The sequence below is a fragment of the Pseudomonas sp. genome, from assembly GCF_030690725.1.
Taxonomy (GTDB): domain Bacteria; phylum Pseudomonadota; class Gammaproteobacteria; order Pseudomonadales; family Pseudomonadaceae; genus Aquipseudomonas.
The window spans coordinates 1-16354 of the sequence record NZ_JAUYGD010000057.1 but is presented as its reverse complement, the minus strand read 5'-3'; the positions used below and the strand labels follow the sequence as shown (position 1 = coordinate 16354).

Annotated in this window: 14 protein-coding genes; 1 reads left to right on the top strand and 13 read right to left on the bottom strand. The window is 60.1% G+C overall.

The annotated features are described in order from the left end of the window. Positions 1-47: 47 nt before the first annotated feature. From Q8O69_RS14135 to Q8O69_RS14110, 6 genes are all read right to left on the bottom strand, one after another. Positions 48-1046 (bottom strand): two-component system response regulator, encoded by a 999-nt coding sequence (locus tag Q8O69_RS14135; protein ID WP_305592943.1) that lies wholly within the window; start codon positions 1044-1046, stop codon positions 48-50. Next, a complete protein-coding gene (locus Q8O69_RS14130) occupies positions 1043-4726 on the bottom strand; it encodes a PAS domain S-box protein (RefSeq protein WP_305592942.1) in 3684 nt (1227 codons plus the stop codon). The genes Q8O69_RS14135 and Q8O69_RS14130 overlap by 4 nt, the downstream gene beginning before the upstream one ends. 135 nt (positions 4727-4861) lie before the next feature. Then, positions 4862-6766 carry a molecular chaperone HtpG gene (htpG, locus tag Q8O69_RS14125; protein WP_305592941.1) on the bottom strand — a complete coding sequence of 635 codons (1905 nt, stop codon included), beginning with the start codon at positions 6764-6766 and terminating at the stop codon, positions 4862-4864. An 87-nt stretch (positions 6767-6853) separates the two neighbouring features. After that, on the bottom strand, positions 6854-8107 hold the full coding sequence (locus Q8O69_RS14120) for an MFS transporter (RefSeq protein WP_305592940.1): 1254 nt from the start codon (positions 8105-8107) through the stop codon (positions 6854-6856). Positions 8108-8160: 53 nt separating this feature from the next. Further along, a complete protein-coding gene (locus tag Q8O69_RS14115; RefSeq protein ID WP_090253305.1) occupies positions 8161-8607 on the bottom strand; it encodes a PaaI family thioesterase in 447 nt (148 codons plus the stop codon). Beyond that, the gene (locus tag Q8O69_RS14110; protein ID WP_305592939.1) at positions 8604-9068 is read right to left on the bottom strand and encodes a PaaI family thioesterase; all 465 of its coding nucleotides are present in this window, start codon (positions 9066-9068) and stop codon (positions 8604-8606) included. Before Q8O69_RS14110 ends, Q8O69_RS14115 begins: the two co-directional genes overlap by 4 nt. Before the next feature lie 189 nt (positions 9069-9257). Between Q8O69_RS14110 and Q8O69_RS14105 the strand changes: the two genes are divergently transcribed. Next, the gene (locus tag Q8O69_RS14105; RefSeq protein ID WP_275962795.1) at positions 9258-9548 is read left to right on the top strand and encodes a hypothetical protein; all 291 of its coding nucleotides are present in this window, start codon (positions 9258-9260) and stop codon (positions 9546-9548) included. A 58-nt stretch (positions 9549-9606) separates the two neighbouring features. Here Q8O69_RS14105 and Q8O69_RS14100 read toward each other — a convergent pair whose 3' ends face one another. The 7 genes from Q8O69_RS14100 to Q8O69_RS14070 form a co-directional block, all read right to left on the bottom strand. Next, on the bottom strand, positions 9607-9999 hold the full coding sequence (locus Q8O69_RS14100; protein ID WP_305592938.1) for an MAPEG family protein: 393 nt from the start codon (positions 9997-9999) through the stop codon (positions 9607-9609). Then, positions 9996-10730, bottom strand: a complete 735-nt coding sequence (locus Q8O69_RS14095) for a DUF599 domain-containing protein (RefSeq protein ID WP_090253295.1) — start codon at positions 10728-10730, stop codon at positions 9996-9998. The genes Q8O69_RS14100 and Q8O69_RS14095 overlap by 4 nt, the downstream gene beginning before the upstream one ends. A gap of 113 nt (positions 10731-10843) precedes the next feature. Beyond that, on the bottom strand, positions 10844-12157 hold the full coding sequence (brnQ, locus tag Q8O69_RS14090; RefSeq protein ID WP_305592937.1) for a branched-chain amino acid transport system II carrier protein: 1314 nt from the start codon (positions 12155-12157) through the stop codon (positions 10844-10846). Between the two features lie 296 nt (positions 12158-12453). Further along, positions 12454-13341 carry a succinate--CoA ligase subunit alpha gene (gene sucD, locus Q8O69_RS14085; protein ID WP_090242057.1) on the bottom strand — a complete coding sequence of 296 codons (888 nt, stop codon included), beginning with the start codon at positions 13339-13341 and terminating at the stop codon, positions 12454-12456. Continuing rightward, positions 13341-14507, bottom strand: a complete 1167-nt coding sequence (gene sucC, locus Q8O69_RS14080; protein ID WP_305592936.1) for an ADP-forming succinate--CoA ligase subunit beta — start codon at positions 14505-14507, stop codon at positions 13341-13343. The genes sucD and sucC overlap by 1 nt, the downstream gene beginning before the upstream one ends. Positions 14508-14728: 221 nt before the next feature. Continuing rightward, positions 14729-16165, bottom strand: coding sequence for a dihydrolipoyl dehydrogenase (gene lpdA / locus Q8O69_RS14075; RefSeq protein WP_305592935.1), 1437 nt, complete (start codon positions 16163-16165; stop codon positions 14729-14731). A gap of 66 nt (positions 16166-16231) precedes the next feature. Continuing rightward, positions 16232-16354 (bottom strand): 2-oxo acid dehydrogenase subunit E2 (locus tag Q8O69_RS14070; RefSeq protein WP_305592995.1); only part of this gene is annotated, 123 nt, incomplete at its 5' end.

Sequence of the window (16354 nt, the reverse complement as noted above, 5' to 3'; positions counted from 1 at the left end):
CGCGGGCGCCGCCTGGAGTAGCCGCAAAGGTTTCAGCCTGTTACCGCCTAACCCTGCTCTGCCCAGCGCTCCTTGATTTCCAGGATTGCCGGCAGCTGCTGAATAAACAGCTCGACCAGCTGCGGATCGAAATGCCGACCACTTTCCTCCTGCAGCAGGCCGACCGCATCCTCAACCGACCAGGCCGCCTTGTAGGGGCGCACGCTGGTCAGTGCATCAAACACATCGGCAATCGCCACAATGCGCCCTTCCAGCGGGATGTCCTCGCCACTCAGGCCATTGGGGTAGCCCGTACCGTCCCACTTCTCGTGGTGCGACAGAGCAATGCGCTGCGCCGTGCGCAGCAGGCCGGAAGCATGCTCACCAATAATCCGCGCACCGATCTCGACGTGCTGGCGCATCACCGCCCACTCCTCCTCATCGAGCTTGCCCGGCTTGCGCAGCACCGCATCGGGAATGCCGATCTTGCCGACATCGTGCATCGGCGCGGCGTTAAGCAGCTCTTCGGCGGCCGCTTCACTGAAGCCTGCGGCCAGGGCCAGCACCTTGGAAAAATGGCTCATGCGAATCACGTGCAGGCCAGTCTCGTTGTCCTTGTACTCGGCGGCCATGCCGAGGCGCTGAACGATCTGCAGGCGGGTCTGACGCAGCTCATCCATGCGCACCAGCGACAGGTGCGTGCGCACCCGAGCGCGCACGATCGGCGGGCTGACCGGCTTGGTGATGTAATCGACTGCCCCCACCGAGAAGCCACGCGCCTCATCTTCGACATCGGCCAGCGCGGTGACAAAGATCACCGGAATGGCCTCCAACTGGGGCTGCGCTTTGAGTGCCTGGCACACTTCATAGCCGGTCATGCCCGGCATCATCACATCCAGCAGGATCAGGTCCGGTCGCTCACGTTCGGCCATTTCCAGGGCTTTGCCGCCGTCCTTGGCAAACAGCAGGCGGTAGTCCTCCTGCAGGATATGCCGCAGCACCTGCAGGTTGGTGGCCTCATCGTCGACCAGCAAAAGCAGCGGCCGAACATCGACTGGGGTGATCATGGTGTCTGGCTTTCCTCATCATGCAACTGCTGCAGCAGCTCGCTAAGCGACTGCTGCGCCAGGTCAAAGTCAAAATCATCCAGCGCCTGACGCATACGCGCCAGAGCCTTTTTCTGCTGCGCGCCCTGCAGCCCCAGGCTCAGGTAAGCCAGCGCCTGATCATCCAGCCCGCCACGGCTGACGGCTTGCTGCAAACGCAGCAGCGCTGCCCGCAGCTGCTGGCTATCCTGGGTCTGCGTCTGGGTGGTCGCCTCCGGCACCAGCGGCAGGGCCTCGGCAACAGCCGCCAGGGCGCGTGACAACTCCAGCAGCAGGCTGCGCAAATGCAGGCCCTCGCGCTGGTTGAACGCCTGCTCGATTGCCAGCCCTAGACCGGACAAATGGGTCAACGCCAGATTGGCCGCCGCGCCGCGAAAACGATGCGCCAGGCTGCGCCCGGTATCCCAGTCATTCTTCTCCAGCATGCTGTTCAGCTGCTCGACCAGGGCGCCCTGCTCACTCAGGAAGCGTTGAATCGCCTGACTCATCTGCACCGGCCCGCCCCACAGGCTGGTGCCGCGCTGCCAGTCGAACAAGCCGGTCGTTGCCGCTGCAGTGTTCTCGACGCCCCCGTGGCCCTGAGCCACGCCTAACAGACGCGCCATTTCAGCCAGCAAGGCCGGCAGATCGAGGGGTTTGGAGGCAAAGCCGTTCATCCCGGCATCCAGCGCGGCCTGGCGATCCTGATCCAGCACGCTGGCCGTCAGGGCGATAATCGGGATGGGCGCACGCTGCTGAGTCGCCTCCAGCGCACGGATACGCCGGGACGCTTCCAGGCCGTCGACCAGGGGCATCTGCACATCCATCAGCACCAGATCAAAGCGGCCGCTGATATAGGCTTCAACTGCCGCCTGCCCATCAGCCACGCACGTGACCTGGTGACCCAGACGCTGCAGGTTGAGCTGCAACAGCTCCAGGTTCTGCGGCACATCGTCGGCGGCCAGAATGTGCAATGCCGCCAGTTGCGGCAGCGCCTGGCGTACCTGTGGGGCCAGGCGTTGACCGGCACGCAAGGGCAATTCGACGATAAAGCGGCTGCCCTCGCCCAGGGTACTTTCCACGCGCAAGCGCCCGCCCATCAGCTCGACCAGCTGCCGCGAAATGGTAGTACCCAAGCCTGTACCACCGAACCGCCGGCTCATCGAAGCATCGGCCTGGGCAAAGGGTTCGAAGATTTTCTCCAGGCGGTCGGCAGCAATGCCGATGCCGCTGTCTTCGACGATCAAACGAATCGCGCCGACCTCGCCCTGCACCCGCAGGCAAACCCGGCCCTGGGCGGTGAATTTCACCGCATTGCCCAGCAGATTGGTCAACACCTGCTGCAGGCGCAGGGCATCGCCACGGAAGAACTCCAGCAGCTGCGCCGGGTATTCCAGCTGCAACACCAGGCCCTTGTTTTCCGCCGCCAGACGCTGGGTGGCGCAGACCTGTTCGCACAGCTCGCGCAGGGAGAAATCCAGGTCTTCCAGCTCAATCGCGCCACGGTCGAGCTTGGCGGTATCGAGGATGTCATTGAGCAAGCCGAGCAACGAGCGTGAAGCCTGCTGCACGGTCTGCAGATGACGGCGCTGGTCATCGGCCAACTGCGTCCCGATCAGCAGCTCGGTGAAGCCGATAATGGCGTTCATCGGCGTGCGAATCTCATGGCTCATATTGGCCAGGAAACTGCTGCGCGCCGCCGCTGCCGCCTCGGCACGGTCGCGGGCGGCACGGGTTTCCTGCTCCATCAGGCGACGCGGCGTCAGGTCAGTGGCCAGCTTGACCACCTTGAAGGGTTTGCCATCGGTATCGAGAATCGGGTTGTAGGTCGCCTGAATCCACACCTCACGCCCACCGCGGGCGATGCGCCGGTATTCCCCGGCGGAGAACTGACCATTGCCTAACGCCGCCCAGAACAGCCGATAGTCGTCACTGTCGGCATACAGCGGGTCACAGAACAGGCGGTGGTGCTGGCCGATCACTTCGGCACGCTGATAACCGAACAGATCCAGGGCGTTGTCATTGATCTCCAGCACATGGCCGTGCAGGTCAAACTCGATCAGTGCCATGGCCTTGCTGATGGCGTTGACCTTGCCTTCGTACTCGGCGTTACGCAGTTTGCTTTCGGTCTGGTCGAGTAGTACGCCGTCGATCCAGCGTGGTATGCCCTGCTCATCGCACACGGCACTGCCGCTTTCCCAGATCCAGTGTTCCTTGCCATCGCGGTCGAACAAACGGTACTCGACGGTGTAATTGCGACGCTGCTCGATAGCGGCCAGCACCTGCTCCGCCACTGGCTGGTAATCGTCCGGGTGATAGAGCGCAGCAATCGACTGGCGCTTGCTGATGAAGTCGTCAGCACTCCAGCCGGTCAGCACCTGCACTGCATCGCTGACAAACAGCATGGTCCAGTCGTCATCCAGCAGGCAGCGGAAGGAAACCCCGGGGATATTGCTGATCAGCGAGCGGTATTGCTGTTCGCTCTCACGCAGCGCCTGCTCCATCTGGATGCGCCCGCTGATGTCATTGACGAACACCACAAACAGCGGCTGATTGCCCGAGCGGGTTACCCCGACGCTGATGCGCACCGGCTTGGCCTGGCCGTTGCTGGCAATGCAGTGCAACTCCTGCTCGGCGCCCGACAATGCCAGAGTGCCGCTGTCCAGGTAGTTGCGCAGGTGCGCCGCATAGAGGTTGCCATCGTGCTCGTTGAGCAGACGGTGGATCGGCAAACCGACCAGTTCATCCGGCTGCCAGCCCAACAGACGGGTAGCGGCGCGGTTAGCCGAGCGAATGATGCCGGCATGGTCGACCGTCAAAATCGAGTCGAGCGCGGTATCGAAGATCGAGCGTAAATGCTGCTCACTGGCCTGCAGCTGCAGGCTCAGGCGGCGATAGCGCAGCAGCGCATTGGCCGCTACCACAAAGACCGTCAGGGCAATGGTGATCAGCGAAATTGCACTGCCCAGGTACAGGCTGTCGACCATGGCAATCGGCTGCTCAGACTCGGCCACGCCAACAAAGCGGGCCGCCTCCATACCGGTGTAGTGCATGCCACTGATCGCCAGGCCCATCACCAGTGCGCTAATCAGCAAGGCCAAGAGCGCCGGCAAGCGCCCCTCCAGACCAAAGCGCACCCACAGGGCAAGAATGGCCAGACCGACCGCCACCAGAATCGACAGAGCAAACATCCAGGGGTCGTAGCGCAGCAGCGGCGCCATCTGCATCGCGGCCATGCCGCTGTAGTGCATCGCGCCAATCCCCGCGCCCACCAGCACCCCGCCGATACACAGCTGCAACAGGTTCAGGTTGCGTCGTGCCAACACAGTCAGGGCCACCCAGGACGCCGCCAGACTCGGCAGCATCGACAGCAGGGTTACGTCGAGATCAAAACGTACTTCGGCGCACAGCTGAAACGCCAGCATGCCGATAAAGTGCATCGCCCAAATACCAGCCCCCAGAGCCAGCGAACCTGTGGCGATGGTGACGTGCCGCCACCAGGCTGTATCACTGTCACGGGCCACACCGGCCAGTTGCAGAGCCATGCCCGAGGTGAACACCGCAATGCACAGCGACATCAGCACCAGTAGCGGATCATGGTTGCTGAGAATCAGAACACTGGGATCGGCACTGGCGATAAACAACTGATCAAGAAACTGCATACCACCCCAAGACTGCATCGGTTGTGCATGCGCACCAGTGGCGCAATGACAGCATGACAAACGAGCCTGCCCGGCCTGTCAATCAAACGCCGACAAAAAAGCCCGCTTTCGCGGGCTTTTTTGGGTTTACGCAGATCAGGCGGAGAGTTCGACCAGCAGCTTGTTCAAACGCTGCACGTAAGCGGCCGGGTCCTTCAGGTTGTCGCCGGCAGCCAGGGCAGCCTGGTCGAAGAGGATATGGCTGAGGTCGGCGAAACGATCTTCGTCAGCCTCGCCATCGAGCTTCTCGATCAACGGGTGAGCCGGGTTGAATTCGAAGATCGGCTTGGAGTCCGGCACCTTCTGCCCGCTGGCTTCGAGGATCTGGCGCATCTGCAAACCCAGGTCCTGCTCGCCAATGGCCAGGATCGCTGGCGAGTCGGTCAGGCGGTGCGAGACGCGCACCTCGGCAACCTGCTCACCGAGTGCGGTTTTCAGGCGCTCGACCAGACCTTCTTTGGCCTTGGCGACTTCTTCCTGGGCCTTCTTGTCTTCTTCCGAATCCAGCTTGCCGAGGTCCAGATCGCCACGGGCCACGTCGACGAAATGCTTGCCGTCGAACTCGGTCAGGTAGCTCATCAGCCACTCATCGATACGGTCGGTGAGCAGCAGCACTTCGATGCCTTTCTTGCGGAACACTTCCAGGTGCGGGCTGTTCTTCACCTGGGCATAGGATTCGCCAGTCAGGTAGTAAACCTTGTCCTGACCTTCGGCCATGCGCGCGATGTACTCGCCCAGACCGACGCTCTGCTCACCATCTTCGGTGCGGGTAGAGGCAAAACGCAGCAGACCGGCGATCTTCTCCTTGTTGGCGAAGTCTTCTGCCGGGCCCTCCTTGAGGACCTGGCCGAAGTTCTTCCAAAAGCTCTTGTATTGCTCGGGCTCGTTCTTCGCCAGTTTTTCCAGCATATCCAGCACGCGCTTGGTCAGCGCCGACTTCATCGAATCGATGATCGGATCTTTCTGCAGGATCTCGCGAGAGACGTTCAGCGACAGGTCGTTGGAGTCGACCACACCCTTGATAAAGCGCAGGTACAGCGGCAAGAAGGACTCAGCCTGATCCATGACGAATACGCGCTGCACGTAGAGTTTCAGGCCACGCGGTGCTTCACGCTGATACAGATCGAACGGCGCACGGGCCGGGGTGTAGAGCAAGGAGGTGTATTCCAGCTTGCCTTCGACCTTGTTGTGGCTCCAGCTCAGCGGGTTCTCGAAATCGTGACCGATGTGCTTGTAGAACTCCTGGTATTCCTCGTCCTTGATCTCGGTACGCGGGCGGGTCCACAGGGCGCTGGCACGGTTGACGGTTTCCCATTCAACTTCTGCTGGCTTGTCCTTCTCTTCGCCATGGAACTCTTTAGGTAGCTCGATCGGCAAGGCGATATGGTCGGAGTACTTCTTGATGATATTGCGCAGACGCCAGCCATCGGCGAACTCGTCTTCAGCCGCTTTCAGGTGCAGGACGATACGCGTGCCGCGCTCGGCTTTTTCAACGGTGGCAACTTCAAACTCGCCCTCGCCTTTGCTCGACCAGTGCACGCCTTCGCTGGCCGGGCTGCCAGCGCGACGGCTGAACACATCAACCTTGTCGGCGACGATAAAGGCCGAGTAGAAGCCCACACCGAACTGACCGATCAGGTGCGAATCCTTCTTCTGGTCACCGGTCAGGTGCTGCATAAAGTCAGCGGTACCGGACTTGGCGATGGTGCCCAAGTGGGTAATGGCGTCTTCACGGCTCATACCGATGCCGTTGTCTTCGAGGGTGACGGTCTTGGCGTCCTTGTCGAAGCTGACGCGGATTTTCAGCTCAGCGCCGCCTTCCAGCAGCTCAGGCTTGGCCAGCGCTTCAAAGCGCAGCTTGTCGGTGGCATCCGATGCGTTGGAAATCAGTTCGCGAAGGAAGATTTCCTTGTTCGAATACAGCGAATGGATCATCAGGTGAAGCAGCTGCTTCACCTCGGTCTGGAAGCCCAGGGTTTCTTTTTGAGTTTCCACACTCATGCTCTCTTACTCCACGTTGTTGACGAAGCCGCAGTACGGCGGATGTCATACAGGTGGGGGCATGTTGTGGGATTTCAAGTGCTTGGCTTAAGGCTCAAGCAACTCGATGCGAGTAATCTCTTCCGGCAGCAGGCTGTAGCTGACTTCACCCTGGCCGCTCATACGCTGGCGCAGGATGATCCGTCCATCCTGATCGATACCATGGAAACGCCCTTCGGCACTGTTACCGCGCTCGGTGGTCGCACGCATGCTGAGGTTTGCATAGCGGTTGGGGCTGCGCAGCAAGCCGTCGAGGCTGAAGCGCACGCGTCGATCCAGAGGCCGGCTGACGCGCTCCGGAGCGACCGTTGCCACTGCTGCCGGCTTGTCCTCGGCAACGGCCGGCGCCAATGCGCTAGGCAATGGCGGAAAACTATCGGCAGCAACGTGCCAACCACGCTGGTCCTGTTTCTGCAGCAGGATCGGCAACTGTTGCAGCTCGCCATTGATCCGCGCCTGGACGTTCAGATCAAGGCTCTGCAGTGGGAAGTTCAGGTTACCAATGGGCTGCAACTGCACCTGGCGAGTGGCAAAGCGGCGCTCCAAGTAATCCTGAATCACATGGCTGACGGTATCGACCGAGTCGAACTGGCGATCCACTTTATCGCCCTGGTAACGCAGGCCATTGCGGAACAGCTCAAGCTTGCCGCTCAGGGTGGTTTTGAACTGCGGCGGCAATACCAGGTGGAAATCCCCGACCAGCTTGTTCGGCGCCAGTGGCTGCAAATCCAGATGCAGGGTGTAGCCACGGCTCAAGCGCCGCGCTTCAGGCAACTCCTGCTCGGGCAGTAACCAGCTGATTTCCACTTCCGGCAGTATGCCTTCATCGGCCGGCAGCACATCGACCCGCACCGGGCCTTTGTCGACTTTCGGCAGACGAATCACCAGTTCGCTCTGGGCGAAGAAATCCTGGCCCTCACGCAAACTCAGCACGCCATCGAGCAACTCGGCCTGTTGCGGCGCGAATGGCCGACCATTCAACTGGCCGCGCAGGTCGATGGCCAGCTCGGCTGGCGCCTGCACTTCGGGCTTGAGCCATTTGAGGCTGAGGATGGCCTCCAGACGCTGCGCATCGTGACTGGCCAGCAAGGTCAGGCCGACCACCAACGGAATAATCCCCAAACTGGCCAAGGCCAGGGCTGGCCGCGCCGAACGCCAATGGCGCAACACATACAGCAAGGTGAACGGCGGCAGGAAACTGGCCCAGCCCCACAGCAGGCTGGTAGCAAAGGCGCGCATCACCAGCCAGACCAACCCGGCGAGTATCAGCAGCAAGCCACCCAGAATCAGCAGCGCATCCATTCAGTATTCCTTAGCGATGGTTAAACGAGGGGTTATCCGCAGACCCGGCTGCCTTAAGGCTCATCGACCTTAAAGTGCGCCCGCGCCGTAGCAATCGGCTCGGTCTGGTTGGTTTGCCAGGCGGTGATGGCCACGTTGGCGACCCGACGACCCTGGCGCCACACCTGACACTGCACGAAGGTGTCACGATAATGGCCGGCGCGAAGGTAATCTATCGAGAAGTCGATGATTTTCGGCAAATGTGGAATGCCCATAAACATCAACAGGTGCAGCATCGCCGAATGCTCCATAAAGCCGGCGATCACTCCGCCATGCAGTGCGGGCAAGGTCGGATTACCGATATTGTCCTGGTTGGCCGGCAGGCGAAACACCATGTCATCGCCCAGGCGCAGGCACTCGATACCGAGCAACTTGGCGTAGGGAATTAGGCTGATCAGTGAGTCGTAGTTGTTCTGCTCGTGGGCTTCGCGCACCAGCTGGTTGAGATTCAGCGTGCTCATTGGCCGGTCCCCTTGGCGGTGCGTTGCAGATCGGCGGGCTTACCCATGCGCATAAACGCCCCAACCACATGGGCAATCGGCTCATCGGGGTTGTCTTGATAGGCATAGCCGCGGGTGAAGATGATGTTCTCGGTCACCCGATAGCACTCGGCGAAACCAAATACATCTTTGTTCGGCTCGGCCGGGCGCATGTAATCGATGCGCAGGTCGAGGGTCGGGCAGATTTCGAACTCAGGCAGCACGCACACGGTGGAAATGCCGCAGGTGGTATCCATCAGCGTGGTGATGGCGCCACCGTGGATCACTCCGGTTTCCGGGTTGCCGACAATCTGCGGGCTGTAGGGCAAGCGCAGGATCAGCCCCTGCGCATCGGCGCTGTGCACACTTATGCCGAGCACCTGGCAATGACGCAGAACCGATAGAAAACGCTGCGCCCGCGCAACAATAGGGGAATCGCTCATGACTTCAGACTCAGGACAACTGTACAAAGGGTGAGCATGATACCCCCTGACACAGAGCCCGACACCACGAAGGCAGCCCGTTGATGAGAACACCAGCAAATTAATGGGGAACTTCGGCGAAACCGCGCTGTTTAATGGCCATGGCTGGGAAACCAGGCATTGATTTCCACATTACAAGGAGTACTAACCGTGCAAAAGCCATTCACCTATGCCCTGCTTCTCGCCGCCATGCTCGGCCTGGCAGCTTGCGAAAAAACCCCGGAAGACAAAGCAGAGTCGGCCAAGGAATCCGCTGCTGAAGCCATCGAATCCATGGGTGATGCCATTGAAGAAACCGGCGAAGCCATTGAGCAGAAAGCCGATGAAGTGATGGGCACCGAGCCAACCACTGGCGAGAAAATCGAAGATGCTGCCAATGATGCAGCTGATGCCATCGAAGATGCTGGCGATGAAGTCAAAGATGCTGTCGACGGCCAGTAAGCCCTCCAGCTAAAACAAACAAGCCCGCTTAATGCGGGCTTGTTTGTTTATGGCGCAATCAAAGCACCGGAACCAGCATCAGCAGCAGGCTGCACAGCAGCCCAACCACCCAAACCACACTGCGCTGCCAGTGCAGGTCAGCCCAGTAGAAAAACAGATAGAGCATCCGCGCCACGACGAAGGTCACCGCCAATATATCCACCAGTACGCCGTGGTTGTTGGTCACATGGGCCATCAGCACGCCTACGGCAAACAGCGGAAACGCCTCGAAACTGTTCAAGTGCGCGGCCAGGGCACGCGCGCCAAAGCCGGTCAGGCGCGCTTGCTGAGCGCGTGGATGGTGGTTATCGTAGTGACCGTCACCCTCCTTCGCCATGGCCTTGGCCACAGGGGCCTTGGCGATAAAGATCAGTAATGCGCTGATAAAGATGCACCAGAATGGGATGCTCATTCGCTTTTCTCCTTGGGCGATTCGAACGCCGGGGTCTGGGTATAGACCATCACTTCCAGTACATCGGAATGAAACTCGCGGCGGTACAACACCAATACCACACCTGCGCTGACCAGCATGAAAAACCATGGGTTGATAAACCAGGCCAGCGTCGCCATGCCAAAGTAATAGGCGCGCAAACCCTGGTTGAACTGGTTGGCGGCCATCGAGATCACTCGCGCGGTGCGCTCGGCAAAGGCTTTTCGCTCCTGCTCCGTCACATGCCGTTCGCCGACCATCGGCGCAGAGCCCACCAGCACGGCGGCGAAGTTGTACTGACGCATGCACCAGCTAAAGGTAAAGAAGGCGTAGACGAACACCACACCCAGACACAGCAACTTGACCTCGGACAGCTCGCGACTGGCAGCCTGGACAAAGGGCAGATCGGCGAGCAGCGACACCGCGCGGTCAGAGGCGCCAAGCACGGTGAGGATACCGGCGAGGATGATCAGGGTGCTGGAAGCAAAGAACGACGCGTTGCGCTCCAGGTTGCCGATCACGTTGGCATCGGCGATACGGTTGTCGCGCAGCAACATGCGGCGCATCCAGTCTTCGCGGTACAGGTGCAGCACGCTGGCCAGACACGGCGTGGTGCGGCCCTTGGCCTGGGCGTAGCGGGTGTAGCCGGCCCAGCAGACGACGAACCAGAGAACGGCCAGCAGGTGCGGCAGGTAGTAGTCACTGATTGGCATGCAAACTCCTTGTTAACCTGCGCCGATTATAGACAGGCCTGGCTTTCAGCTGGCCAACAAAAAGGCCGCTCAGTGTGCGGCCTTTTGTAAACAACGGGGCTAAACAGCAGAACTCAGGCGGCGGCGGTTTTCGGCACGCCCAACACACGATCCACTGCAACAGCCAGCACCAGGGTCAGCAGCACCGGCAACAGCCAGCCGAGGCTCTGGTCGGCCAATGGCAATTGGCTGAAGAAGCTCGGGATCAGCGCCTTGCCGCCGGCTGCGGCAATCCCGTCAACCAGGCCAAACACCAAGGTCACGGCCATCACCGGGCGAAATACCCGCGCAGGCGAACACCACAGATTATCCAGCAGACTCAACGCCACCAGCACAATGGCCAGCGGGTACAGACCGACCAGTACCGGAATCGAGAAGCTGATCAACTGCGTCAAGCCCTGGTTGGCTACCAGCAGGCTGAACAAACCGAAGGTGATCACCACCGTGCGGTAGGAAACCGGCAACAGGCCGCTGAAGAACTCGCCACAGGCGGTCAACAGACCAACAGCCGTGGTCAAGCAGGCCAGGGTGATAACCACGGCCAGCAGCAGGCTGCCAGCCGTGCCAAAGGTGTGCTGCACATAGGCGGTAAGCACCTGCACGCCATTCTGCGCTTCACCGGCAATGCCCTGGCTGGTCGCACCGAGGTAGAACAGCGCCAGATACACCAGCGATAAGCCGACTGCGGCGATCAGGCCGGCGATCACCGAGTAACGGGTAATCAGCTTGCCATCGGTCACGCCATGGTCACGAATCGCAGTAGCAATCACGATGCCGAACACCAGTGCACCGAGGGTATCCATGGTCAGGTAGCCCTGCAGAAAACCCTGCACAAAGGGCGTGCTCTGGTAATCCGGCGAAACCTGACCGATCTCCCCTGCTGGAACCAGCAGCGCCGCGCCGCCCAAAACCAGCAGCGCCGCCAGCAGCACCGGGGTGATGTATTTGCCGATGCGATCAACCAATTGCCCAGGATTCAGCGACAGGAACAGCACTGCTGCAAAGTAGGCCAGGGTATAGAGCAGCAACGCGGTGCTGCTGTTGCCGCTGAACGGCGCAACGCCCATCTCAAACGACACCACAGCGGTGCGCGGCGTGGCAAACAGCGGGCCAATGGCCAGGTACACCGCGACCGCAAACAGCACACCGGCGCGCTTACCCAGCGGTGCGGTGAGCAGCGCCATACCGCCACCGACGCGCGCCAGGGCAACGATGGTCAGCAGCGGCAAACCGACGCCCGTGAGCAGAAAGCCCAGTGCCGCCAGGCCGATGTTCTCACCCGCCGCCATACCGGCGCTGGGCGGAAAGATGATGTTGCCGGCGCCCAGGAACAGCGCAAAAGTCATAAAGCCGAGGGCCAGGAGATCCGAGCCTTTCAAACGAGTCATAGAAGGGAATACCACAGGCAGAAAGTTGCAAGTTAAAAACCGAAAGTTCCGAGGGTTTCCCGATGGATCGGGGGAAACGTCACCCAACCGGTTAAGCGGGGCCACTGCAGCACCCTGAGCCGCTTATGGCGGAGCAGGCGCTAATAGTTGCAAGCCTAACGAAATTGACGCGCAAGCGGCACTGGCACAGGTCAGGCTGTCGGACTGGTGAAAAAAGCTGTCGCATCAACAACAGTTCCCCCTGGCCGCAATAAAAAAGGCCACCCGAAGGTGGCCTTTTTTCAGCTCAAAAAGCCTTAGGCTTTTTTCACTTCCCAACCGGTCAGCTCGGCCAGGGCCTTGCCGATGTCAGCCAGGGAACGCACGGTTTTCACACCGGCATCTTGCAGGGCTGCGAACTTCTCGTCTGCAGTACCCTTGCCGCCGGAGATGATTGCGCCGGCGTGGCCCATACGCTTGCCCGCCGGAGCGGTTACACCAGCGATGTAGGACACTACTGGCTTGGTCACGTTGGCCTTGATGTAAGCAGCAGCTTCTTCTTCAGCCGAACCGCCGATCTCACCGATCATCACGATCGCTTCGGTCTTCGGGTCTTCCTGGAACAGCTTCAGGATGTCGATGAAGTTGGAGCCTGGGATCGGGTCACCACCGATGCCGACGCAGGTGGACTGACCGAAACCGGCGTCAGTGGTCTGCTTAACAGCTTCATAGGTCAGGGTGCCGGAACGCGACACGATGCCTACTTTGCCTGGCAAGTGGATGTGGCCCGGCATGATGCCGATTTTGCACTCGCCCGGAGTGATCACGCCTGGGCAGTTCGGGCCGATCAGGACCACGCCCAGCTCGTCACACTTGACCTTGGCTTCGAGCATGTCGATGGTCGCGATGCCTTCGGTGATGCAGACGATCAGCTTGATGCCGCCCATGGCCGCTTCAAGGATCGAGTCCTTGCAGAACGGAGCCGGAACGTAGATCACGCTGGCGGTGGCGCCAGTCTGCTCAACTGCTTCACGCACGGTGTTGAACACCGGCAGGTTCAGGTGAGTGGTGCCGCCTTTGCCCGGAGTCACGCCGCCAACCATCTTGGTGCCGTAAGCAATGGCTTGTTCGGAGTGGAAAGTACCCTGCGAGCCGGTGAAGCCCTGGCAGATAACTTTGGTGTCTTTATTGATCAGGACGCTCATTACTTGCCCTCCGCAGCTTTGACGACTTGCTGAGCAGCGTCGGTCAGGCTGGTTGCCGCGATGATGTTCAGGCCGCTTTCTGCCAGGACTTTAGCGCCCAGTTCAGCGTTGTTGCCTTCCAGACGGACGACAACCGGGATTTTCACGCCGACTTCTTTCACTGCGCCGATGATGCCTTCGGCAATCATGTCGCAACGAACGATACCGCCGAAGATGTTCACCAGTACGGCAGCCACGTTGCTGTCGGACAGGATGATCTTGAAGGCTTCGGTCACGCGCTCTTTGGTTGCGCCGCCACCTACGTCGAGGAAGTTGGCTGGCTTGCCGCCGTGCAGGTTGACGATGTCCATGGTGCCCATGGCCAGGCCAGCACCGTTGACCATGCAACCGATGTTGCCTTCCAGCGCTACGTAGTTCAGTTCGAACTTGGCAGCGTGGGCTTCACGCGGATCGTCCTGGGACGGATCGTGCATGGCGCGCAGCTTCGGCTGACGGTACATGGCGTTGCTGTCGATGTTGATCTTGGCGTCGAGGCAATGCAGGTTGCCGTCAGCCTTGATCACCAGCGGGTTCACTTCCAGCAGAGCCAGGTCATAGTCCTGGAACAGCTTGGCCAGGCCAACGAAGATCTGGGTGAACTGCTTGATCTGATCACCTTCCAGGCCCAGCTGGAATGCCAGCTCGCGGCCCTGGAACGGCTGAGCGCCGACCAGCGGGTCGATGGTCGCCTTGAGGATCTTCTCAGGGGTATCGTGCGCAACTTTCTCGATGTCCACGCCACCTTCGGTGGAAGCCATGAACACGATGCGACGGCTGGAACGGTCAACGACCGCGCCCAGGTAGAGTTCCTTGGCGATGTCGGTGCAGGACTCGACCAGGATCTTGGTCACTGGCTGACCATTGGCATCTGTCTGGTAAGTCACCAGACGCTTGCCCAGCCAGTTGGCGGCGAAGGCTTTGGCGTCTTCTTTGCTCTTCACCAGCTTCACGCCGCCCGCTTTACCACGGCCACCAGCGTGGACTTGAGCCTTGACGACCCACTCGGTGCCACCGATTTTTTCGCAGGCTGCTGCGGCTTCTTCCGGGGTGTCTACCGCGAAGCCCTTGGATACGGGCAGGCCGTATTCAGCGAACAGCTGCTTACCCTGATACTCGTGGAGATTCATGCTTGTCTACCGTCTTCGTTTAGGTATTGCGCATACGGTGCTGCACTTGTGATGCCGCACCACCTGTGACTGCTTCTGGAGCAATCCGGCTGACGTTCCGCGCAAAACCTGAGCTGTACGCGGGCAGTCGGCCGTGGTTCTTCCTGTTGAGCTGCACCTTCACCGGTACACAACGCCGGTGAAGGCATCCGCTCAAACAAACAACGACTTAACGCTTGCTGTTAACGCTTTTTACGGTTGGCGATGTGGATGGCATGGCCATTCACTGCCAGAGCAGCTTCGTGCAGCGCTTCGGACAGCGTCGGGTGGGAGAACACCATCATCCCCAGATCCTCGGCGCTGGTGCCGAATTCCATACCGATTGCACCCTGCTGAACCAGTTCGGCAGCGCTTGGGCCAATCACGTGAACACCCAGTACGCGGTCGGTCGCGGCATCCGCAATCACCTTGACGAAGCCGCCAGTGTCGTTGGCCGCCATGGCGCGACCGCTGGCTGCGAACGGGAAGGTGCCGACGTTAACGGCAACGCCTTCGGTCTTCAGCTGCTGCTCGGTTTTACCAACCCATGCGATTTCCGGATGGGTGTAGATAACCGATGGGATCAGGTCGTAGTTCATCTGGGCTTTGTGGCCAGCAATGCGCTCGGCAACCATGATGCCCTCTTCCGAGGCTTTGTGAGCCAGCATCGCGCCGCGCACTACGTCACCAATGGCGTAAACACCCGGTACGCTGGTGGCGCACTGGTCGTCAACGAAGATGAAACCACGCTCGTCCATGTCGACGCCGCTATCGGCAGCCAACAGGTCGGTGGTCACCGGACGACGGCCGACGGCAACGATCAGCTTGTCGAACACAATCTTCTGCTCGCCTTCGGCGTCGGTGAAGTTGACAGTTACCTGCTTCTTCTTCACTTCCGAACCGGTCACACGAGCGCCCAGACGAATGTTCAGGCCCTGCTTGGTGAAGGTCTTCAGCGCTTCTTTGGCGATCTGCTCATCGGCAGCCGGGAGGAACTTGTCCAGGGCTTCCAGCACAGTCACTTCAGCACCCAGACGCGCCCAGACCGAACCCAGTTCCAGACCGATGACGCCAGCGCCGATCACGCCGAGCTTCTTCGGCACGCTCTGGAATTCCAGGGCGCCGGTGGAGTCAACGATCACGTCCTGATCGACCGGAGCCGGCGGAATGTCGATTGGCTTGGAGCCAGAGGCCAGAATCACGTTCTCGGCTTCGACGATCTGCGTCTTGCCGTCGGAACCGGTGACTTCAACCTGCTTGTTCGCCAGCAGCTTGCCGTGACCTTCGAGCAGGGTCACGCCATTCGACTTGAACAGGCCGGCGACGCCGCCGGTGAGATTTTTCACGATGTTGGCTTTACGACCGATCATCGCAGGCACGTCGATGGTTACGCTTTTGGCTTCGATACCGTGAATGGCAAAACCTTCGTGCGCTTCGTGGTATTTCCAGGAGCTGTCCAGCAGCGCCTTGGACGGAATGCAACCGACGTTCAGGCAAGTACCACCGAGCGCAACCTTGCCCTCTTTATCCTGGTACTTCTCGATGCATGCAGTCTTCAAACCAAGCTGAGCTGCTTTGATGGCGGCTACATAGCCACCAGGGCCGGCACCGATGACTACCACGTCGAATTTCTGGGTCATAACGTATTCCTTCTCGAATAAACCGGACGGCCCTGGTTAAAGGGCCGCCGTGGGAGAAACTGGCTTTTAGATGTCCAGCAGCAGACGCGCCGGGTCTTCCAGCAAGTTCTTGATGGTCACCAGGAAGGTCACGGCTTCCTTACCATCAATCAGGCGGTGATCGTAGGACAACGCCAGGTACATCATTGG